The organism is Streptomyces sp. MNU76 (genome assembly GCF_020982545.1).
GTDB lineage: Bacteria > Actinomycetota > Actinomycetes > Streptomycetales > Streptomycetaceae > Streptomyces.
Genome location: NZ_JAJKLK010000031.1, coordinates 370,172 through 390,714, shown reverse-complemented (window position 1 = coordinate 390,714; position 20,543 = coordinate 370,172). Strand labels below are relative to the sequence as shown.

At 70.4% G+C, this 20,543-nt stretch carries 19 protein-coding genes and 2 pseudogenes; 10 read left to right on the top strand and 11 right to left on the bottom strand.

What is annotated here, in order from left to right; all coding sequences use genetic code 11:
• Window positions 1-211: 211 nt before the first annotated feature.
• Window positions 212-1,777: pseudogene (locus tag E4N62_RS47360) on the top strand (IS1182 family transposase).
• 76 nt (window positions 1,778-1,853) lie between these two features.
• On the opposite strand, the gene E4N62_RS47355 reads toward E4N62_RS47360, so the two are convergent.
• The 7 genes from E4N62_RS47355 to E4N62_RS47325 form a co-directional block, all read right to left on the bottom strand.
• Window positions 1,854-2,468 carry a transposase gene (locus E4N62_RS47355; RefSeq protein WP_230224676.1) on the bottom strand — a complete coding sequence of 205 codons (615 nt, stop codon included), beginning with the start codon at window positions 2,466-2,468 and terminating at the stop codon, window positions 1,854-1,856.
• A 50-nt stretch (window positions 2,469-2,518) separates the two neighbouring features.
• Window positions 2,519-2,989 (bottom strand): helix-turn-helix domain-containing protein, encoded by a 471-nt coding sequence (locus E4N62_RS47350; RefSeq protein ID WP_230211441.1) that lies wholly within the window; start codon window positions 2,987-2,989, stop codon window positions 2,519-2,521.
• 194 nt (window positions 2,990-3,183) lie between these two features.
• Window positions 3,184-4,458 carry an IS701 family transposase gene (locus E4N62_RS47345; protein ID WP_230224674.1) on the bottom strand — a complete coding sequence of 425 codons (1,275 nt, stop codon included), beginning with the start codon at window positions 4,456-4,458 and terminating at the stop codon, window positions 3,184-3,186.
• 240 nt (window positions 4,459-4,698) lie between these two features.
• Window positions 4,699-6,081, bottom strand: coding sequence for a 2-oxo acid dehydrogenase subunit E2 (locus E4N62_RS47340; protein WP_230224672.1), 1,383 nt, complete (start codon window positions 6,079-6,081; stop codon window positions 4,699-4,701).
• A complete protein-coding gene (locus E4N62_RS47335; RefSeq protein WP_230224671.1) occupies window positions 6,078-7,088 on the bottom strand; it encodes an alpha-ketoacid dehydrogenase subunit beta in 1,011 nt (336 codons plus the stop codon). The genes E4N62_RS47340 and E4N62_RS47335 overlap by 4 nt, the downstream gene beginning before the upstream one ends.
• Window positions 7,089-7,093: 5 nt before the next feature.
• On the bottom strand, window positions 7,094-8,098 hold the full coding sequence (locus E4N62_RS47330) for a thiamine pyrophosphate-dependent dehydrogenase E1 component subunit alpha (protein WP_230224670.1): 1,005 nt from the start codon (window positions 8,096-8,098) through the stop codon (window positions 7,094-7,096).
• Between the two features lie 96 nt (window positions 8,099-8,194).
• On the bottom strand, window positions 8,195-8,650 hold the full coding sequence (locus E4N62_RS47325) for a VOC family protein (RefSeq protein ID WP_230224669.1): 456 nt from the start codon (window positions 8,648-8,650) through the stop codon (window positions 8,195-8,197).
• 155 nt (window positions 8,651-8,805) lie between these two features.
• Here E4N62_RS47325 and E4N62_RS47320 point away from each other — a divergent pair, with 155 nt between their 5' ends.
• From E4N62_RS47320 to E4N62_RS47305, 4 genes are all read left to right on the top strand, one after another.
• Window positions 8,806-10,128 carry an aromatic ring-hydroxylating dioxygenase subunit alpha gene (locus E4N62_RS47320; protein ID WP_230224668.1) on the top strand — a complete coding sequence of 441 codons (1,323 nt, stop codon included), beginning with the start codon at window positions 8,806-8,808 and terminating at the stop codon, window positions 10,126-10,128.
• Window positions 10,125-10,949 (top strand): SDR family NAD(P)-dependent oxidoreductase, encoded by an 825-nt coding sequence (locus tag E4N62_RS47315; RefSeq protein ID WP_230224667.1) that lies wholly within the window; start codon window positions 10,125-10,127, stop codon window positions 10,947-10,949. The genes E4N62_RS47320 and E4N62_RS47315 overlap by 4 nt, the downstream gene beginning before the upstream one ends.
• 52 nt (window positions 10,950-11,001) lie before the next feature.
• Window positions 11,002-12,738, top strand: coding sequence for a PEP-utilizing enzyme (locus E4N62_RS47310; RefSeq protein WP_230224666.1), 1,737 nt, complete (start codon window positions 11,002-11,004; stop codon window positions 12,736-12,738).
• Between the two features lie 75 nt (window positions 12,739-12,813).
• Window positions 12,814-13,128: a putative quinol monooxygenase gene (locus E4N62_RS47305; RefSeq protein WP_230224664.1), complete on the top strand. Its 315-nt coding sequence runs from the start codon at window positions 12,814-12,816 to the stop codon at window positions 13,126-13,128.
• Between the two features lie 55 nt (window positions 13,129-13,183).
• On the opposite strand, the gene E4N62_RS47300 is transcribed toward E4N62_RS47305, so the two are convergent.
• The 4 genes from E4N62_RS47300 to E4N62_RS47285 are packed head-to-tail and all read right to left on the bottom strand — an operon-like array spanning window position 13,184 to window position 16,156.
• Window positions 13,184-14,209, bottom strand: coding sequence for an NADP-dependent oxidoreductase (locus E4N62_RS47300; RefSeq protein WP_230224662.1), 1,026 nt, complete (start codon window positions 14,207-14,209; stop codon window positions 13,184-13,186).
• A gap of 3 nt (window positions 14,210-14,212) precedes the next feature.
• Window positions 14,213-14,428, bottom strand: coding sequence for a transposase (locus E4N62_RS47295; RefSeq protein ID WP_184897032.1), 216 nt, complete (start codon window positions 14,426-14,428; stop codon window positions 14,213-14,215).
• Between the two features lie 7 nt (window positions 14,429-14,435).
• Window positions 14,436-14,762: a 2Fe-2S iron-sulfur cluster-binding protein gene (locus E4N62_RS47290; protein ID WP_230224660.1), complete on the bottom strand. Its 327-nt coding sequence runs from the start codon at window positions 14,760-14,762 to the stop codon at window positions 14,436-14,438.
• Window positions 14,747-16,156 (bottom strand): SRPBCC family protein, encoded by a 1,410-nt coding sequence (locus E4N62_RS47285; protein ID WP_230224658.1) that lies wholly within the window; start codon window positions 16,154-16,156, stop codon window positions 14,747-14,749. Before E4N62_RS47285 ends, E4N62_RS47290 begins: the two co-directional genes overlap by 16 nt.
• Window positions 16,157-16,525: 369 nt before the next feature.
• Here E4N62_RS47285 and E4N62_RS47280 point away from each other — a divergent pair, with 369 nt between their 5' ends.
• The 5 genes and pseudogenes from E4N62_RS47280 to E4N62_RS47260 form a co-directional block, all read left to right on the top strand.
• Window positions 16,526-17,668: a substrate-binding domain-containing protein gene (locus tag E4N62_RS47280; RefSeq protein ID WP_230224656.1), complete on the top strand. Its 1,143-nt coding sequence runs from the start codon at window positions 16,526-16,528 to the stop codon at window positions 17,666-17,668.
• Window positions 17,653-19,176: a sugar ABC transporter ATP-binding protein gene (locus E4N62_RS47275; protein ID WP_230224653.1), complete on the top strand. Its 1,524-nt coding sequence runs from the start codon at window positions 17,653-17,655 to the stop codon at window positions 19,174-19,176. Before E4N62_RS47280 ends, E4N62_RS47275 begins: the two co-directional genes overlap by 16 nt.
• 1 nt (window position 19,177) lies before the next feature.
• Window positions 19,178-19,903: an ABC transporter permease gene (locus E4N62_RS47270; protein WP_230224651.1), complete on the top strand. Its 726-nt coding sequence runs from the start codon at window positions 19,178-19,180 to the stop codon at window positions 19,901-19,903.
• A complete protein-coding gene (locus E4N62_RS47265; protein WP_230224649.1) occupies window positions 19,888-20,274 on the top strand; it encodes a hypothetical protein in 387 nt (128 codons plus the stop codon). The genes E4N62_RS47270 and E4N62_RS47265 overlap by 16 nt, the downstream gene beginning before the upstream one ends.
• Window positions 20,271-20,528, top strand: a pseudogene (locus tag E4N62_RS47260) (alcohol dehydrogenase catalytic domain-containing protein); the annotation flags it as partial. The gene E4N62_RS47265 and the pseudogene E4N62_RS47260, both read left to right, overlap by 4 nt.
• Between the last annotated feature and the right edge of the window lie 15 nt (window positions 20,529-20,543).

The following is a 20,543-nucleotide window of genomic DNA, read 5'->3' as shown; positions in this document are numbered from 1 at the left end:
CACCCTCACGGCCTTCGTCGTGGTCACGCACCTTGGTCGGAGCACAGATCAGACGAAGGCCGCCCCACGTCCGGCGAACCCCAGGTGAGCGACCCAGTTCGAGACACCGTTGGAGACCGAAAGAAAGAACAAGCCTAGAAGGCTCATGAAGATCTTTGTTTTGGCCCTGCCGCGTCAGCGGCAGCCAGACCTGTCTTGTGGCGATGGGCGAGTGGGTCGGCGAGACCGTCGGGCCGGACGTGGGGAAACCTGCCGGGATCTGATCCCGGCCGGGAGCGTGTTCGCGTTCCTGGCCGAGCATCGCGGCGAGTTGTTCCCGGCTGAGATGTTCGCGGACATGTACCCGTCGGTGAACGGACGGCCGAGCATGCCGCCACAAATCCTGGCCGCCGCGATCACCTTGCAGGCCCTGCACGGGCTGTCGGACTTCGAGACGGTCCAGGAACTGCGGTGCGACCTGCGCTGGAAGGCCGCATGCGGCCTGGGACTTCACGACATGGCATTCGACCCGTCGCTGCTGGCCTACTTCGCCGCCGGCTGTCCCGCTCCGCCCGCCCGAACCGGATCTTCGACGCCGCGCGAGGTCGTGAAAGCCACCGGCGTCCTCAAGGGCAAGCACCGCCGGGCACTGGACTCCACCGTGCTGGACGACGCGGTCGCCACCCAGGACACCGTCACCCAGATCATCGCCGCCGTCCGCGCGGTGATCCGCGAGGTCCCCGGCGCCGACGCAGTCGCCGCTGCCCAGTGCACCGCGCACGACTACACCGACCCCGGCAAGCCCCGCATCGCCTGGAACGACGAGCAGGCCCGCGCCGAACTGGTCGACGCCCTGGTCACAGACGCGCTGCGGCTGCTGGGCCACCTGCCCGAACAGCAACTCGGAGAAAGCCGCGAACGCGGTGGGCATTCTGGCCCTGGTCGTTGGCCAGGACGTCGAGCCCGCCGAGGACTCCGACGGCCGCGACGGACGCTGGCGCATCACCGGGGCACCGCCCCCAACCGGATGGTCTCCACCACCGATCCAGAAGCCCGGCACGTCCACAAGACGCGCAGCCACCAGCAGGACGGCTTCAAGGCCCACCTGGCCATCGAGCCCGAGACCGGCTTATACACCGCGGTCGCCCTGCGGCCCGGCTCCGGAGCCGAACACCACGAGGCCGCCGTCGGTCTGGACCTGCTTGCCGACGAGGACAACCCGCTGGACGTCTTCGGCGACACCGCCTACTCCACCGGCGATGTCCGCCAGACCCTCCACGAGGCCGGGCACCAGCTGTTCCTCAAACCCGCCCCTGCTGCGGCCTGCCGTCCCCGGCGGCTTCCCTCGACGACTTCGCCATCGACACCGAAACGGCCGTCGTGACCTGCCCGGCCGGACACACCGTCGCCCTGTCCGACCCCGGCGGGCAGCACCACCAACGCAAAGCCTCTTTCGGGGACCTATGCGCCGGATGCCACCTGCGCGAGCGGTGCACCAAAGCCAGGGCCGGACGCATCCTGACCATCCGGCCCCACCACAACCTCCAGACAGCCGCTCGCCGCCAGGCCGCCACCGACCCCGGCTGGCAGGCCGACTACCGCCGCTGGCGGCCCCCCGGTCGAACGCGCCGTCGCCTGGCTCGTCCACCACGGCAACCGGCGCCTGCGCTACCGCGGCACCATCAAGAACGACACCTGGCTCCACACCCGAGCCGCCGCCCTCAACCTCCGCCGACTGATCAACCTCGGACTCACCCACACCAGTGGCACCTGGCACATCGCACCGGCCACTACATGACCACAGGGGTTGTCCGGCCTGGCGGCCGGACAACCCTCACCAAGATCTTCATCGAACTTCTAGTAGACTGTCGCGGCTAGTTTTTGGGATAGAGGTGGCGCAGTTTGATGCGTGCGTCGTGGGTGGTGAACTGCCAGTTCACCTGACGCTGGTCGGTGTTGGTGGCGTTCTGCCAGGCTGAGAGTTCGGTGTTGAGGGTGTCGAGGTCGCTGATCCGGCGGTCGAGGCATTGCCGGGTCAGTGCGGAGAGTTCGATCTCGGCGATGTTGAGCCATGACCCGTGCTTGGGCGTGTGGTGGATCTCGAGGCGTTGGGCCAGGGCGAATGCCTCTTCGGTTCGAACGCCTCGTACAACGAGGCGATGTTGTGGGTGTTGAGGTTGTCCATCACCAGCACCACGGTCTCGGCGTCGGGGTAGTCCACGCTCAGTAACTGTTTGACCTGGCCACCAGTCGATCCGGGTCCGCCGGGACAGTGCCTGAACGCGACGCCACCCGCGCAGGGTTCGACCCACACGAAGATCGAGGACGTGCCGCAGCGGATGTACTCGCTGTCCTGGCGGGCGTCGTGACCAGGGCGGGCGGGCCGGGTCGCGGGCATCGCCGAGGAGCTGGTAGGGCTTCTCGTCCATGCACACCACCGGACGTGCCGGGTCGTAGGGCCGGGCATAGACGGCCAGCACGTCTTCCATCCGGGCCGCGAACTCCGCGTTCGCCCGGGGTGGGATGGTCCAGCACTTTCTCAGGTGAGGGCGCAGTTCCGTTTTTTTAAGACCCGCCCGATGGTGGAGTGGTCCAGATCGGGGATGTCCTCGGCCAGCGCGACATGTTTCTCCAGCAGCCGCAGCGACCACCGGGTATGGCCCTGGGGTGGCTGTGAGCACGCCATCGCGATCAGCCGGGCTTCGACCTCGCCGGTCACCGGCGAGGGCACCGGTGGGAGGTCGCGCTTCTTCCGCGCGATCGTGGCGTGCACATCGCCACCGGTCTCGGCGAAACGCTTGGCGACCAGCCGTAACGTCTCACCGGAGACGCCGAGCCGGGCCGCGATCACCGCCTTGGGATCCACGTCTCCCACCGAGGTGTCCAGTGCTAGCAGTACACGCGCACGCATGATCATCGAGGCCCCACGAACACCCGTGGTGGTCACCCGGACCAACTCCTCACGATCCTGCGGTGTCAACCTGACCGGCCGCTTCTTCTGTGAACCCATGACGACAGTCCTGTCCGGCAAAAGGGAAGGAGGAACCCACCAGACACCAGCCTCCCAACCAGACACGCCACAACTAAGCAGCGACGCACTACTAGTAGGGCTCCGTTAGGTTGCTCTGGCTCTTGGGTTCTGGCTGGTGGTGGATGTTCTGGGCAGCGGGCGGTGGCAGGTGGTGCAGGTGCCGGTCCAGCAGTTCAGCAGGTCCTGGATGGCGTCGAGGATCTGGTAGAGGGTGAGTCCGCTGTATCGGCTTTTGGGGACAGGCGCTGTTCGGTGAGGAAGGCGTGGGCGGCGGTGACCAGGGTGACGTGGTGGTGCCAGCCGTTCCAGGAGCGGCCCTCGAAGTGGTCCAGGCCGAGGCCGTGCTTGAGTTCCCGGTAATCGTGCTCGATGCGCCAGCGGATCTTGGACAGGCGGACCAGTTCGGTGATCGGTGTGTCGGCGGGCAGGTTGGACAGCCAGTAGTCGGTGGGTGCTTCGGCGTCCTGGGGCCATTCGACCAGCAGCGTCACCTCGGGCAGGACACCGTCCCAGTGGCCGTGCTCGGCAGTGGCGGCGGCTTGGGCCAGACGGCGGGCCCTCACCCCCGGCCGCACCCGCAGCGCCAGAAAGCGTGAGTGCATCGGCCCGCGGGAGCCTTCACGCCAGGTCACCTCGGTGAACGCCTGCCGTCCGTGCTCCTGAGCCAGCGCTGCCACCGAGGACGGCTTGTCCCGGTAGCGGGGCTGCGGCCTGCGACCGTTCCCGGACCAGGCCGGGGCGGTGGGCCGCACGTCGTGCGGGTGGACCGTCACGTCCGAACGGACCGCCACGACATAGCCGATGCCCCGCTCGCTCAGACCGTCGCGGAAGTCGGCGTTCTGCCCGTAGCCGGCGTCGGCCACCACCACCGGCGGCACCAGACCCCACCCGGCCAGCTCATCGAGGATGTCCAGGGCCAGACGCCACTTCTCCCGGTGCCCGACCTCCTGCGGTATCCCGGTCTTCTGCCGCCGCACCGCATCGTCCGCCCACTCCTCGGGCACGAACATCCGCCACTGCAGCGGACAGGACGCCGTGTCGGAGACCGCGTGCACACTCACCGCGACCTGGCAGTTGGCCCGCTTGCCCAGCGCCCCGCAGTACTGGCGCGCGACCGCCACCGACATCTTCCCGTCCTTGGGGAACGACACGTCATCGACCGCCCACGCCTCCGGGCCGATTCTCGGCACCATCCGCTGGGCGATCCGCCGCCGCACCGGCACCGGATCCCACGTCGACTGGTTCACGAACTGCTGCAGGTTCTGCTCGTTGCCGTCCGGCAGCCGTTCCGCCATCGGCTGGATCGACTTCCGCCGTCCGTCCAGCATCAATCCCCGCAGGTAGCAGTCGCCCTTCGCCCGCTGATCCTTACGCGGCACCGACGCGAACACGTCAGCCACGAATAACGCCAACGTCGCCCGAGCCCGGTTCACTTCATGTGCGTCCACACCTTCAGCGTTCCCCCAAACAGGACCGACAGACAGACGTAACGGAGCCCTACTAGGGGATGTTTCGAAAGTCCCGCACAGCACCCACGGCGCCCGGCACGCACTCTCGCCGCACCGGCCGAAACCCCAAGTACGTCCAGTACGAGGGCTTTCGTCCGGCACGCCGAGAGCACGCACCGGACACCGCGGGCACCGCACAGGACTTTCGAAACACCCCCTAGGCGGCCTCTCGGCCTCGGATCACACCAGCAGGCGCAGGGGCCTGCGCAGCAACTCACCGACCGTGCGCAGGTACTCGGCGGCGGGTGCCCCGTCGACGGCACGGTGGTCGAAGGTCAGGCTCAGGGTGAGCACCCGTGTCCGCAGGGGCCGGTCGTCCGCCCACTCGACGCCGTCCCTGAGTCTGCCGACCCCGAGGATCGCGACATTGCCGGGGTTGATCACGGGGGTGAAGAAGTCGACGCCGTATCCGCCGAGCGAGGTGACGGTGAAGGTGGCTCCTTCCAGTTGTGCGGGAGAGATCCGGCCCTCGCGCGCGGCCTGGGCCAGGGATCTCGACCGGCGGGCGATCTCGGGCAGCGGCAGCGTCACCGCGTCCTCGATCACGGGGACCATCAGGCCGCCCGGGACGGCCACGGCGAAGCCCAGGTGGATGCCGTCGAGCAGATGGACGCCGTCCTCCCGCACCGTCGCGTTGAGCAGCGGGTGCTCGCGCAGGGCGAGGGCGGCGGCCTTCAGCAGGAAGTCGTTGACGCTGGGCACCGGCGGTTCGCTGTCGGTCCACTCCTGCTTGAGCTGGTCCCGCAGGGACACCACGGCGTCCATCCGCACCTCGTAGCCGTGCGTCAGTTGTGCCATCTCCTGGAGGCTGGCGTGCATCCTGCGGGCGATGGTGCCGCGCATTCCGGTGAGTGGGAGGACGTCGCCGGGGCGGGGAGCCGCGTCCCGGCGGCGGGGCGGCGGGGCGACGGCGTCGAGGTCGGCTCGGCGTACCCGGCCGCCGGGCCCGGTGCCGCTGACGTCGCAGAGGTCGATGCCCCGCTCCTTCGCCAGCTTGCGGACCAGCGGCGAGGAGGCGATGCCGTCCGCCGGGGCCGGGGTGACGAGGTCGTCGCCGGGGAGGGCGGCGAGGAGGTCCTCCACGTCCTCGGACACGATCCGGCCGCCCGGCCCGGTGCCGCGTACGGCGGAGAGGTCGACGCCGGCGGCCGCGGCGATCCGCCGGGCGTTCGGCGAGGCCGGCAGCCGGTCACCGGCACCGTCGGTGGAGGGCGACACGGCAGCGGGTCCGGCAGCGGGAGCGGCCACGGCGGCCGGCTCCGAGCCGGTCCCGGACCCGGCGGGCATCGGCGCACCCGCCGGGTCCGGTGGCTGCTCGCCCTCGGCCAGCAGCCAGCCGATGAGGGCCCCGGCCGGGACGGTGGCGCCCGCCGGGACCACCGGGTGGAACAGTCCCCCGGCTTCCGCCTCGACGTCCACGTCGACCTTGTCGGTGGCCAGCCGCAGCAGCGCCTCGCCCTCCGCGACGGCCGTGCCGGCGGGCACCAGCCATTCGTCGATCGTGCCCTCCTGCATGGTCAGGCCGATCTTCGGGAGCAGAACCTCGACCGCCACGTCGGTCACGACCTTTCGAGGAGGCGCCGGCAGCCCTGGGCGATGCGGGCGCGATCGGGCACGTACGCCTTCTCCAGGACCGGCGAGAAGGGCACCGGGGAGAAGGGGGCTCCGATGCGCAGGACCGGCGCGTCCAAGTGGTCGAAGACCACGTCCTGGATCTGGGCGGCGATCTCCGCACCGAGGCCGCCGAAAGTGACGGCCTCATGGACCACCAGGACGCGGTTGGTGCGGCGGACGGAGGCGAACATCGTCTCGGTGTCCAGCGGCTGCACGGTGCGGGGGTCGATCACTTCGATCTCCACGCCCTCGGTGGCGAGTTCGTCGGCGGCCGCGAGGGCCTCGCCCACCATGCGGCCGAGAGCGATCACGGTGACGTCGGAGCCCTGCCGCGCGGTGTGCGCCCGGCCCAGCGGGATGCCGTAGATCTCCTCGGGCACCTCGCTCGTGCTGCCGAGCAGGACCTTGTTGAGCATGACGACGACCGGGTTGTCGTCCCGGATGGCCGAGACGGTGAGGCCCTTGGCGGTGTACGCGTCGCACGGCATCACCACCTTGAGGCCGGGCACGTGGGCGAGCCAGGCCTCCAGGCTCTGGCTGTGCTGGGCCGCGGCGCCGAGGCCCGCCCCGGAGGCGGTGGTGATGGTGAGCGGTACGGACGGCGCGCCGCCGAACATGTACTTCATCTTGGCCGCCTGGTTGACGATCTGGTCGAGGCAGACACCGATGAAGTCCATGAACATCAGGTCGACGACGGGGCGCAGCCCCCGGGCGGCGGCTCCTACGCCGAGGCCGACCAGGGCGGCTTCGGAGATGGGGGTGTCGATCATGCGGCGGGGGCCGAACTCGTCGAGCAGGTTGTCGAACATGCGGAAGACTCCGCCGTATCCGGCCACGTCCTCGCCGGCGACGAAGACGTTGTCGTCCTCGCGCATGGCCTGTGCGAGACCTTCGTTGAAGGCCTTGACGTAGGTGAGTTTCCGCGTGGCGGGGGCCGGTGCTTCGGTGGTGGTCATGGCGGTCATCCCGAGTAGACGTTGAGCAGCAGGTCGGCGGGGTCGGGCAGCGGGCTCGCCTCGGCGTACGCGATGGCCTCGGCGATCTCCTCACGCGTGCGCCGCCGTACGTCGTCCAGCTCCGCTCGCGTCGCGGTGCCGTCGGCGACGGCCCGGGCCTCGATGAGGTCGATGGGGTCGCGGGCCTTCCACTCGGCGACCTCCTCGTCCGAGCGGTAGGGATGACGCAGGCCCTTGACGCCCTGGTGGTCGAAGTAGCGGTAGGTCTTGGCCTCGATCATCATCGGGCCCTCGCCGGCCCGGGCCCGTGCGACGGCCTCGGTCGCGGCGCGGTGCACGGCGACCGCGTCCATGCCGTCGACGATCACGCTGGGGATGCCGTAGGCGGCGGCCCGGTCGGCGACGTCGGTGAGGAGCATGTGCCCGGACTGGGGGGTGAATTCCGCGTAACCGTTGTTCTCGCAGACGAAGACCACGGGCAGGCCGAGGATCGCGGCCATGTTGGCGCCCTCGTGGAAGGCGCCGATGTTGGTGGCTCCGTCGCCGAAGAAGGTGACGGCGACGCTGTCCTCGCCCTTGTACCGGGCGGCGAAGGCGGCGCCCACGGCGATCGGGACGCCCGCCCCGACGATGCCGTTGGCGCCGAGCATGCCGCGGGCGAGGTCGTTGATGTGCATGCTCCCGCCGCGGCCGAGGCACGCGCCGGTGACCCGGCCGTACAGCTCGGCGTACATCTCGCGGAATCCGACGCCCTTGGCCACGGCGTGCCCGTGGCCCCGGTGGGTGGAGGTGATCTGGTCGTCGTCGCGCAGGGCCGCCATCACGCCGGCCGCCACGGCCTCCTGGCCGACATACAGGTGCAGGAAACCGGGCAGCTTGCCCGCTTCCATGAGCTTTCCCGCCTCGGTCTCGAAGAGCCTGATGCGCACCATGCGTTCGTGCAGATCCTTGATCACCTGCGCGCTGACCTGCGTGGATTTCTTCGATGCCGTTGATGCTCGTTGAGCCATCGTCCGCCCCTTCGCCCGAGGGAGGTTGCCAAGCAATCGGACTTACTTATGCCGGTCTACAGTAACCAGCACGGGGCACCTTACTGAACACCTTCTCTAATTACTATGGCCCTGCCCCGCGATGTCGGCCCGCTCGTCCACCACCTCCACGACGTTGCCCTCCGGATCCGCCCAGAAGCTGATCCGCCGACCCCGCGCCCGGACGACGACAGGGTCCGACAGCGGCCTGGCACCCGCGACCGGCAGAGCCGCCACCACGGCGTCCATGTCGTCGAGATGGAAGGTCAGGTACGACAGCCCCAGACGCCCGGCCGGCAGCACCTCCGCACCGGCCGAGACCGGCGCCGACCGGGGAAGGATCAACTTGACGCACCCCCCGGAGGGCACCCGCAGCCAGACGACAGCCAGCTCGCCGCCGAGCCCGGCCGGGACCCCGACGGACTCCGGCACACGGGAGCGGCGCTCGGCCCGACAGCCGAACACCTCGCCGTAGAAGCGCTCCATCAGCTCCAGGTCCCGCACCACCACGCCCACCTCGAACGGCAGGGTCATGACCATCGCACCCACCCCCACGGTCCACCGAGCGGCCACTTCGCCACTTTCTATTGACAGAGCACACTAAGTCCTGTTGTCGTTTCGGACACAGCCCAGCTGTCGCACTCCGAAGCCGGCCACCGGCTCACGGCTGGGAGGATTGTGAGGACATCGTGGTCCAGACCAGTTCGCCGGAGATACGGGAGACAGACACCGACCGCGGGTCGCGGGCCTCGGCCACGGCCTCGGCGGCTCCCGCCTCCCCCTCGGCCCCCGAATACGCGTCGTGGATCAGCCAGGACCGGTCCACCGACGCCGCATCCGTGGCGATGCGGCGGGAAGCGGCCGAACTCGTCGAGCGTGTGATGGCGCACTACCGCGGCAACACGACGCACGAGACGGACGGCCAGTGGACGGAGCCCGTGGCCAACTACCTCGACGCCGACCGCTGGCAGCGCGAGATGGACGCCGTCCACCGCAGCGTCCCGCTGCCGCTCGCCATGTCCTGCGAGCTTCCGGGGCCGAACACGTACAAGGCGATCGACGTGCTCGGCATCCCCGTGCTGATCACACGGGACCGGCAGGGCACGGTGCACGCGATGATCAACGCCTGCCGGCACCGGGGCGCCAAACTCCTCGAACCCGGCTGCGGAGTGTCCAGGCGGCTCACCTGCCCCTACCACTCCTGGTCGTACGATCTGGCCGGGGAACTGCGGGGCGTGTACGCCGAGAAGACCTTCGGCGAGGTTCCGCGCGAAGGCCGCAGCCTGGTCCGGCTCCCGGCCGGGGAACACGCGGGCATCGTCTTCGTCTCGCTGGACCCGGCGGCCGAACCCGACCTGGACGCCTGGCTGGGCGATCTCCGGCCACTGCTGGAGGGCCTCAGGCTGGCGGAGTGCCACCACTACTCCACCTCCGAGCTGACCAGCCCCAACTGGAAGGTCACGCTCGACGGGTACCTGGAGACGTACCACTTCGCCTCGCTGCACCCCAAGACGGTGTTCGAGACGAACCTCTCGAACATGATGGCCCACGACACCTGGGGCCCCCACCAGCGCATCGCACCGGCCCTGCGCCCCATCGCGCAGGCGGTCGAGCTGCCGCCGGACCGGCGTGACCCCGGGGAATGCGTCGGACCCATCTACTGGCTCTTCCCGGGCCTCGCCATCGCCGGCGGCTGGCGCCAGAAGATCGCAGTATCCCTGGTGCTCCCCCGCACGGCGACCGAGTCGGTGACCCAGCAGATCATCCTGCTGCGGGAACCGGCGGTCACCGAGGAGGAACGCCAGGCCGCCGACCGGTTCGGCGCGTGGTTCCACGAGGTGGTCCGCGACGAGGACTACGCGACCACCTACGGAGTCCAGCAGGGGCTCAAGGCCCTCGACGGGACCGATTTCGTCTTCGGACGCAACGAGCCCGGACTCCAGCACTTCCACCGCACCATTCACCGACACCTGGACACAGGGGCCACAGCAGCCTCAAGAGCCACCAGGTGACGAACCAACAACACTCGCGGGAGAACACCATGGTGGCTACGGGCAGCCTCGACGGACGTGTCGCGGTGATCACGGGCAGCACGCGCAGCATCGGCCGCGCCATCGCCGAACGGTTCCTGGCCGACGGCGCGACGGTCGTCGTCAGCGGCCGCAGCGAGCTCAAGGGCAAGCAGGCCCTGGAGGAGATGGCCGCCGGGGACCGGGCCGTCTTCCACCCCTGCGACGCCAATAGCCAGGAGGACATCGAGGCCCTCGCCGACTTCGCCGCGGAGCGCTTCGGCAGACTCGACATCTGGGTCAACAACGCCGGCGGCACCTCGGGCTTCGCCCCGGTCCACCAGCTCAGCGACGAGGCCTGGCACGACGCCCTCAACCTGAACCTCAACGCCTACTTCTACGGCACCCGCCGCGCCCTGCCGAAGATGCTGGCGGGCGGCTGGGGCCGGATCATCAACATCTCGTCGGTCGAGGGCAAGCAGGCCAACAAGCCCGCGATCAGCCACTACATCACCAACAAGCACGCCATCCACGGACTGACCAAGGCGACGGCCTTCGAATACGGCACCCAGGGCATCACCTGCAACGCCATCTGCCCCGGCGCCGTCGACACCGACCTCATGCGGGCCGCCGGCCCGGCCGCGGCGGAGGCCGAGGGCATCACCTACGAGGTCTGGCTGAACCGCTTCGCCGAGCACGCGGCCACCAAGCAGATCACCACCGTGGAGCAGATCGCGGCCGTCGCCTCGCTGCTCGCCGGCGAGGCCGGGGCGGGTATCACCGGCACGCTGATCAGCGTCGACGGCGGAACGGCGCAGTGGTGAGCGCGGGACGGACAGGGACAGGCGCGGGTACGGACAGCGGGAGACCTCGGCGATGAAGAGCTGGATCACGGACTGGCAGCGCAGTGAGCGGCTGCCGCACTACACCCGGGCCAACGCCGGCGAGACGCTGCCGGACCCCGCGAGCCCCCTGGGCTGGACCCTCGTCTGGGGGCGCGGCCTGCAGGGCTGGCGCCGCGGTTTCGTCGGGTTCGGCATCTACCGCGAGGAGGAGGTCACCGGTGACCGCCCGCCGTTCGTCGGCATGTTCGGCGGCCACTTCTACCTCAACCTGTCCCACATGCGGCTGTTCGGCATCCGCATGGGACAGACGGCGGACCAGATCGACACGGCCTTCGTCGGTCAGCGCTCCGACACGCCGGTGTACGTGCCGCACCCGGACGACCGGGACGAGGAGCTGACCGCCAAGGCGGGCGCGACGCTGCAGCGGATGCTCGGCCAGGCCGGGTTCCCCGAGGCCGACGCCGACCGGGAACGGCTGCGCGCCCTGCGTCGCTCGCGACCCGATCCGACGCGACTGTCCGACGCCGAACTGGTGGCGCACGCACGGTCGTTGCTGGACGAGGTGGAGACGACGTTCCAGCGGCACGTCGAGTCGTCGCTGCCGGCGTCCGTCGGACCGGCGATCCTCGGCCCGCTGTGCGCGAGCGTGGACCGTCCCGGCGCCATGCTCGACCTGATCGGTGGTCTCGGCGACGTCGACTCCGCCTCGCCCTCGACCGGGCTGTGGACCCTCTCGCGTCAGGTGGCGGCCTCTGCCGAGCTGAGCGCGCTGTTCGACCGGGGACCGGCCGCGGTGGAGCAGGCGCTCGACGGGGCGACCGGCGACGTGAAGGCGTTCCGTGACGCCTTCGAGGAGTTCCTGGCCGAGTCCGGCGACCGGGGCCCCAACGAGTGGGACATCCACGCGCTGTCCTGGGAGGCGGCGCCCGTGCAGGTGCTGGCCCTGGTCGACCGGATCCGGCACAGCCCCGACGACGACTCCCCGGCCGCCCGCCGCAAGCGTCTGTCCGAGGGGCGGGAGAGGACGGCGCGGGAGATCCGGACCGCGCTGCCCGAGGACGCGCGGCCCATGTTCGACGCCGGCATGCACGCCTCCCAGGTGTGGATCCCGGCCCGCGAGCGGACCAAGGCGAACTGCGTCACCGTCGTCAACGAGATCCGCATGACCGTACGGGAGCTCGGTCGCCGCGGCGTCGAAGCGGGGCTCTTCGCCCGGCCCGAGGACGTGATGATGCTGCTGGACACCGAACTCGACGACTACGTCGCCGCCCCCGAGTCCTTCGGCCCCGTGATCGCGCGCCGGCTGGAGGAGTACGCGGGCCTGCACGAGCTGGAACCGCCGTTCTTCGTCGCCGACGACGCGCAGACCGAGATCGACACCTGGGCGCGCCGCGCCGAGGAGCGCACCCCGGCGGCCGTCGAGGGCGATGTCCTCGGGGGTGTGGGCGGCAGCCACGGCACCTACACCGGAACGGTGCGGGTGGTCACCGACCCGGCCTCGTGCGAGGCGCTGGAGCCCGGCGAGGTGCTGGTCGCACCGATCACGGACGCGGCCTGGACCCCGCTGTTCCTGGTCGCCGGGGCGGCCGTCGTGGACGTGGGCGCGCTCAACAGCCACGCCGTGGTGGTCTGCCGTGAGCTGGGCATCCCGGCGGTGATCTCCGTGGAGGGCGGGACGCGGAAGCTGCGGGACGGCATGGTCGTCACGGTCGACGGCGACCGCGGCACGGTCACCGTGGACGGTGTCCCCGCCTCGCCCGGCAGCTGATCACTCCGCGGGCCCGTCGCCTCCGCCCTGCGGACGCGACGGGCCCGCGGGCACGACCGCGAAAGGAGACGGCCCGTGGCCGAGGAGATCATCGTCGCCGGCTGGATGGACTACGAGCCCGGCGACCGCGACGAGATGCTGCGGCATCTCGTCGCACTGGGCCGGCGGACCCGCGAGGAGGAGCCGGGCTGTCTCGACTACGCCATGACGGCGGACCCCGCCGACGAGCGGCGCATCCGGGTGTACGAGCGGTGGGTCTCGCAACAGGCCCTCGACGCCCACTTCGGCACCGCGCACATCAAGGAGTTCAGGGCCGCCTCGGCCGGACTGACCCGGGTGGGGGTCTCGTTGGAGGCCCACACGGTCGCCGAGACCCGCCCGATGCGCTGAACGGCCCGACGCACTGAACGGCGCCCCCTTCCGGGGGCGCCGTTGTCCTGTCCGGTCAGTCCCCCAGCCGTACCAGCATCTTGCCGACGTTGCCACCGTCCAGCAGGGACAGCAGCGCCCCCGGGGCGTTCTCCAGGCCGTCCACGACCGTCTCGCGCGCGGTGATCCGGCCCTCGGCGAGCCAGCCCGCGACCCGCCGCTCGAACTCCGGCCGCAGGTCGTCGTGGTCGCGGACGATGAAACCGCGCAGGGTCAGCCGCTTGAGGACCGCCTGGATCAGCTGGTTGATGTCCGCGGACAGCCGGTCGCCGCCGAACTGCGACATCATGCCGCACAGCGCGACCCGGCCGCCGGTGCGCAGGGCGTGCAGCGCGGCGGCGAGCTGTTCGCCGCCGACGTTGTCGAAGTAGACGTCGATGCCGTCGGGCGCCAGCCGGGCCAGTGCGTCGCGCACCGGCTCGGCACGGTAGTCCGCGGCCGCGTCGTAGCCGAACTCCTTCACCAGCAGGGCGCACTTGTCCGGTCCTCCGGCGGTCCCGATGACGCGGTCCGCGCCCAGCAGGCGCGCGAACTGACCCGCGGCGGTGCCGACCGCGCCGGCCGCCGCCGACACGAGGACGGTGTCGCCCGGACGCAGCCGCGCGATCCGGGTCAGGCCGACGTACGCGGTGAAGCCGGTCTGGCCGAGCAGGCCCAACCAGGTGGGCAGCGGGGCGAGTTCCGGGTCGATGCGGCCGGCGCCGTCCACGGCCCTCGCGTCGAGCACCGCCCGCTCCCGCCAGCCGAGCTGGTGGCGTACGTAGGTGCCGGGCGGCACGGAGGCGCAGCGGCTCTCCTCCACGACGCCGAGGGCACGGCCGTCGAGCGGGGCGCCCGGGGTGAAGTTGTGCGTGTAGTGCTTCTCGGTGCTCTCCAGGCGGCCGCGCATGGACGGGTCGACGCTCATGTAGAGGTTGCGCACGAGCAGCTGTCCCTCCTCCAGGGGCGGCAGCGGGCGTTCCTCGACGGCGAAGTCACCGGGAAGCGGCTCACCGACCGGTCGGCGCACCAGGCAGACCACCCGGGTGGTGCGGGGCGTCACGGGTCAGGCCTCGGGCTGCGGCGGTGTGCGCCGCTGGGCGAGACGGCCGACCCAGCCGGCCATCTGGAGGTCGGCGTGGCGCAGTTCGCCCGACTGCCACCGGGCCTGGAAGTCGAAGACTCCCTGTGCCCCCGTCCGGGGGTCGGTCACCTCGACCAGCCCGTCCTCGGTGAGCCGGTACACATGCCCGGTGAGTGGGTGGATCACTTGCTTGGACATGAGGGCCTCACTCCTGCACTCGGCGGCGCACGCCGCTCTTGGTCACGGTCACCGGCCCCTCGACCAGGAGCCGGCAGGCGAGTCTGGTCGAGCCGTCCACCGGCCGGCGCAGGGACTCGATGCCCTCGCGCTCCAGCGGGCCCACGGGGGAACAGTTCTCGGCGCCCTCGTCGACCCGGACGAAACAGAGGCGGCAGGTCCCCTTGCCGCCGCAGACGGTGGGCCAGCGGTAGCCGAGGCGCCGGGCGGCGGTGAACAGGTCCTCGCCGTCGAGGACTTCGAGCTCGACGCCGGAGGGTCTGACCGACACCCGGTGGGTCACTTCTCCATCCACCGGTCGAGGGTCCGGTTGAAGTGGCGGATGCGGCTCTCCTGGTAGTTGGACAGGGTGATGCCCGGCTTGCGCATGGCCTTCAGGCCCTGCTGGACGTAGGGCAGGTTCTCGCAGTCCTGGTCGAAGACGGGGCCGAGCACGCCGAGTTCGGGGATGTCGGCGAAGAGCATGTCCTCCGGCACCCAGCGGATCTTCGCCGGTGGCGGCAGCTCGCCGGGCTGTTTCGGGGACGACATGAAGATGATCTCGGCGGTGCAGGAGTCGGGGTCGAGGCCGTTGGGCCGGAACCGGTAGATGATGTTCGACTTGGCGCCGCCCCAGGGGTTGAAGTTGGGGAACAGCAAGTAGTTGATGGCGTCCAGCAGTTCGGTGTCGGGGGTGTTCGAGAAGTCCTGCCGCGAGGTGGCCGCCAGTTGGGCGCGCATCCGTTCGGCGAGGACCTTGCGGGCGGTGCCGCCGGGCGGGATCGCCGGCAGTTCGTCGCCCTCCTGCCGCACCAGGTCACGGCCCTGGGCGGCGGAGTAGAACGCGCGGGAGTCGTAGAAGGTCTCCAGGACGTCCTCCTCCGTGACGGAGTCCGCCACGTGCGGGCTGGGCGCGCCCTGGATGTTGATCATCCGGCTCCAGTTCGGCTGGTCCGCCATGACGTCGTACTGCGAGTTGGCGTCGGCGAGCCACGGCAGCATCTGCGGGTGGGTGGCGATCACATGGAAGGACTCGATGAACGCGTCCTGGGCGACCTTCCAGTTGCAGGGCAGCACCTTGCCGATGTGCAGCGACTTGTAGCGGTTCTCCAGGGGCCAGATGTAGTAGTCGTCGAAGGTGCCGCGGTAGCTGTCGAAGGACTCGGCGCAGGGGTCCATGTTGATGAAGACGAAGCCGCGCCAGGTGGCCACCCGGGCCTCCGGGAGGGCGAACTTCTCCGGGCTGACGTGCGGGAAGTCCCAGGCGCACGGCGGGGTCCGCATCGTGCCGTCGAGGTTCCAGGTGAAGCCGTGGAACGAGCAGCGGAACTCGCCGACGTTGCCGCCCGCGGTGCGCAGTTTGCGTCCGCGGTGCAGGCAGACGTTGACGAAGGCGCGGATCTCCTCGGGCGCCGTGCGGACGACGATGAGCGAGTCGTCGCCGATCTCGTAGACCTCGTGGTCGCCGACCTCGGGAATCTCGCTCTCCAGGCAGGCGAACTGCCACACGCGCCGCCAGACCTGCCGCATCTCCCGCTCGGCCCATGCGCGGGAGGTGAAGCGGGCGGTGTCGATGTCCTCGCTGCCGAGGTGGTCGTTCCGCTCGAACCTGAGGGCGGGGGGAACGGGGCGGCTGTCCTGGTCGAGGTAGTCCTGGACGCTGGGCCCGGGGCACCGCGCGGTGCCCAGCTCCGATGTTTCGTCCATCATCTCTCCTCCGGCAGAAACTTTAGAGTGAGTGTAGTTACGGGTGACGGCGTGGAGCAACACTCGTACCGAGGGACGGACTCTTACGATTTCCTCGCCCACCACGACATTCACCGCTGGTACCGGAATTTCTTAGGGCGGCCCTCTCCCCAAGGCCGCTGGGACATGTCACACTCCGACCCACTTGAGGCTGTAGTACCTCAAAAGTTTCTCCGTTGCTGGACGGCCCTTGCCGTCCCGGCCCCAGCGCCGCGGCGTCCTCGCCCCGGGGCGACACAGAATCGATCCGCCTGACCGGAGCCCGACCGCCGCGTACGCGGGAGCGACGTGGGTCGCGGCAGCGCAGGCGACATCTCTCGGGAGTACTCGACGATGAGTTCCAGACCCCGTCGCGCGGTCCGCCGCGCCTCCACCGCAAGCCTCTGCGCCGCCTCACTGCTCGCCCTGGCGGCGTGCGGCGGCGGCAGCACACCCGCCGCCGACTCCACGCAGGCGGCCGCGCCGGACTCGCCCGGCCTGACGGCGGCCCGCGAGGCCCTGGCGAAGTACTCCGAGCGCCCGACCGCGATCTCCGTGACCCAGCCCGTCGGCAAGAAGATCCCCAAGGGCAAGAAGATCGACTTCATTCTCTGCGGCGTCCAGTCCTGCAAGGACCTCGCCGACTTCTTCACCGAGGCCGCCGAGGAACTCGGCTGGGAGGTGAAGCAGATCGCCACCCAGGGCACCCCGGAGTCCGTCCAGGCCGCCTACGAACAGGCCCTGCGCGACAAGCCGGACGCCGTCGTCGCCTCCGGTTTCCCCCGCGCCGTCTACGCCAAGCAGCTGGCCCGGCTGAAGGCCGCCGAGATCCCCGTCGTCCAGTCGAACGCCGACGACCTGCTGGGGGACGGCATCTCCCTGCTCAAGAACGGGCCGGACGACGTCGGCGTCCAGGGCGAGATGCTCGCCTCCTGGGTGGTGTCGAACAGTGACGCCGAGGCGAACACCGTCTACTTCGACCTTCCGGCGTACACGATCCTGAAGCCCGTCAAGGACTCCTTCGCCGCCAAGTACAAGAAGTGGTGCGACGGTTGCGGGTTGGACAACGTCGATGTGCCGATCACCGCCGTGGGCAAGGACATGCCGGACCGCGTGGTGTCGTACCTCCGGTCGCACCCGAAGGTGACCCACGTCGTGTTCTCCCTGGGCCTTCTGAACGTGGGTGTGCCGACCGCGCTGAAGACCGCCGGGATCACGGGCAAGCACATCGTCGTCAACGTCGGTGACGCGCAGAACTACCAGTACATCCAGAGCGGTCTCACCGACGGCGCGATGGCGCTCAACTCCCACGAGACGGCCTGGCTCCAGGCCGACGCGCTGGCACGTCACTTCACGGGCCAGCCCATGGACGTGGACCAGCAGGCCGCACTGCCCAACATGCTCGTCACCAAGGACAACCTGCCCTCGGCCGACGGCGACTTCCCCATCGTCGAGGACTACCAGGCGCAGTTCAAGGCGCTGTGGGGGCTGAGTTGACCGGCCCGGTGCTCCGGGTGGCCGCCCTGTCGAAGAGATTCGGCGGCACCCAGGCACTCCAGGACGTCGACCTGGAGGTCTCGCCGGGCGAGATCCACGCCCTGATCGGGCCCAACGGCTCCGGCAAGTCCACCCTCATCAAGATCCTCGCCGGCTACCACCACGCGGAGCCCGGCGCCGTGGCCGAACTCGACGGTGAGCCCTTCGACCTCGGCCAGGTCTCGGCATCCCGGCACGACCGGCTCCGCTTCGTCCACCAGGAGCTGGGGCTGGTGGGCGAGTTGAGCGCCATCGACAACCTCGCGCTCCGGCACGGCTTCGCCCGCACCGCCCTCGGCAACATCCGCTGGCCGGAGATGGAGCGGCGCACACGTGCCCTCGTGGAACGGTTCGGCCTCGGTATCGACGTGCGCCGGCCGCTGGCGACGGCGACCCCGGTCCAGCGCACGGTGGTGGCCATCGCCGCCGCGTTGCAGGGCTGGGAGGGCCGGCGCGGTGTCCTGGTCCTCGACGAGCCGACCGCCGTGCTGCCGCCCGGCGAGGTGGCCCGCCTGTTCGACATCGTGCGGGAGGTCCGCGACGCGGGCGCCGGCGTCCTGTACGTCTCGCACCGGATGGACGAGATCTTCGCGCTGGCCGACCGGGTCACCGTGATCCGCGGCGGACGCCGGATCGCCACCCGCCCGGTCACCGGGCTCACCCCGCGTGCGCTGGCGGAGCTGATGGCGGGCGAGGAGATGGAGACCGACCACCGTCCCCCGCCCCCTTCGAGCCGCGCCGACCCGGTGCTGGAGGTCAGGGACCTGTGGGCCGGGCCCCTGCGGGGCGTCGGCTTCGACCTGGCCGGCGGCGAGCGGCTGGGCATCACGGGCCTGGCCGGCTCCGGCCACGAGATCGTGCCGTACGCGGTGTGCGGGGCCCATCCCGGGCGGGTGAGCGGCAGGCTGCGGCTGCCCCGGCGCTCCGAGCGGTGGACCCGGGCGCGCGACGCCGACGGTCTGGGCCTTCCCCTGGTTCCCGCGGACCGGGCGGGCGAGGGCGTGATCGGCGACTTCTCGGTCGGCGAGAACCTCACCCTGCCGCTCCTGGGCCGGTTGCGCGCCCGTTCCGGCCGGCTGCGCCGACGCCGCGAGTCCGCCCTGGTGGAGGAGTGGATCCGGCGGGTCGGTGTCCGGACGGCAGGCCGCGGGGCGCGGATCATCACGCTGAGCGGCGGCAACCAGCAGAAGGTCGTGATGGCCCGCTGCCTGGCACAGCGCCCGCCGGTGCTGGCGCTGTGCGAACCCACGGCGGGCGTGGACATCGCCACCCGTCTGCAGCTGTACGACCTGATAGAGCGGCAGGCCGACGAGGGCATGGGCGTCATCGTGTCCTCCACCGACACCCAGGACCTGCTCGCGCTGTGCACCCGTGTCCTGGTGGTGCGGGACGGCCGGATCGCGCGGGAGATCAGCGGCCGGGACATCACCGAGTCCGCGCTCGTGCACGCCATGGAAGGAACCGAGTGACATGACGTCCACCCCGACCCGGACGGCGGGGCTCCCGCCGTCCGCACCGGAGAGATCCAGGGTGTCCGCACCGGGGACAGCGGTCCGACGGGCGGTGGTCGCCCTGTCGTTCCGGAACATCGGCGCCGTGTACGTGTGGCTGGTCATCGTCGTGCTCTTCTCCGTATGGGCGCCGGACACGTTCCCGACCGCCATCACGGTCAAGCAGGTACTGAACGGCAACGCCGTGGCGGGCCTGGTGGCGCTCAGCGTCGTACCGCCGCTGACCGCACGGGTCTTCGACCTCTCGGTCGCCTACACCATGTCGCTCACCAGCGTGCTGACCGCCTATCTGATGGTCTCCGCCGGGCTCGGTCCCGGCACGGCGATCGCCCTGGCGATGACCGCCGCACTGCTGATCGGTGTCGTCAACGGCATCGTGGTGGTGGCCCTGCGCGTCGACTCGTTCATCGCCACCCTGGCCACCGGAGCGCTGATCCAGTCCCTGATCACCATGGTGACCAATGACAGCTCGATCACCGGTGTGCAGTTGCTCGCCGAGCCTTTCGCGAGCATCGCCCAGCTCGACGCGGGCGGTATCACGCTGCCGGTGCTGTACCTGCTGCTCGCCGCCGTCGCCATCTGGTTCCTGCTGGAACACACCGCCACCGGGCGCCGGTTGTACGCGACCGGTTTCAACGCGGACGCCGCCCGGCTGCAGGGTGCGCACGGGTGGCTGCGCTTTTGACCCTGGTGGCCTCCGCGCTGCTCTCCGGTTTCGCCGGGGTCGTCTTCGCCTCCTCGGTCGGCTCCGGATCGCCCACCGCGGGCACCCCGTATCTGCTGGCGGCGTACGCGGCCGCGTTCGTCGGGGCGACGCAGTTGCGGGCGGGCCGCTTCAACGCCTGGGGCACGGTCCTCGCCGTCCTGCTGCTCGGCACCGGCATCACCGGGCTCGGGCTCGCCACCAGCGCGCAGTGGGCCGCGAGCCTGTTCACCGGGTCGGTCCTCATCGTGGCGCTGGTCCTCACCGGTGGCAGGGTCGCCCTGCCCGCCGTGCTGCGCCGCCGGACGGGGACCCGTCCGGCGGAAACCACCATCGAGGAGGTCCGACGATGAAAGCCGTTCAGTACCGACGGGTGGGGCACGCCCCCGAGGTGGCAGAGGTTCCGGTGCCCGAACCCGGGCCGGGCCAGGTGCTGCTGAAGGTGACGGCGGCGGGGCTGTGCCACTCCGACCTGGCGGTGATGGGCTGGCCCGAGGAGCAGTTCCCCTACGCGCTGCCGATGACACTCGGTCACGAGGGTGTCGGGACGGTGGCGGCGGTGGGCGCCGGAGTCACCGCCGTGGTGGAGGGCGAGGCGGTGGCGGTGTAAGGAACCGAGTGA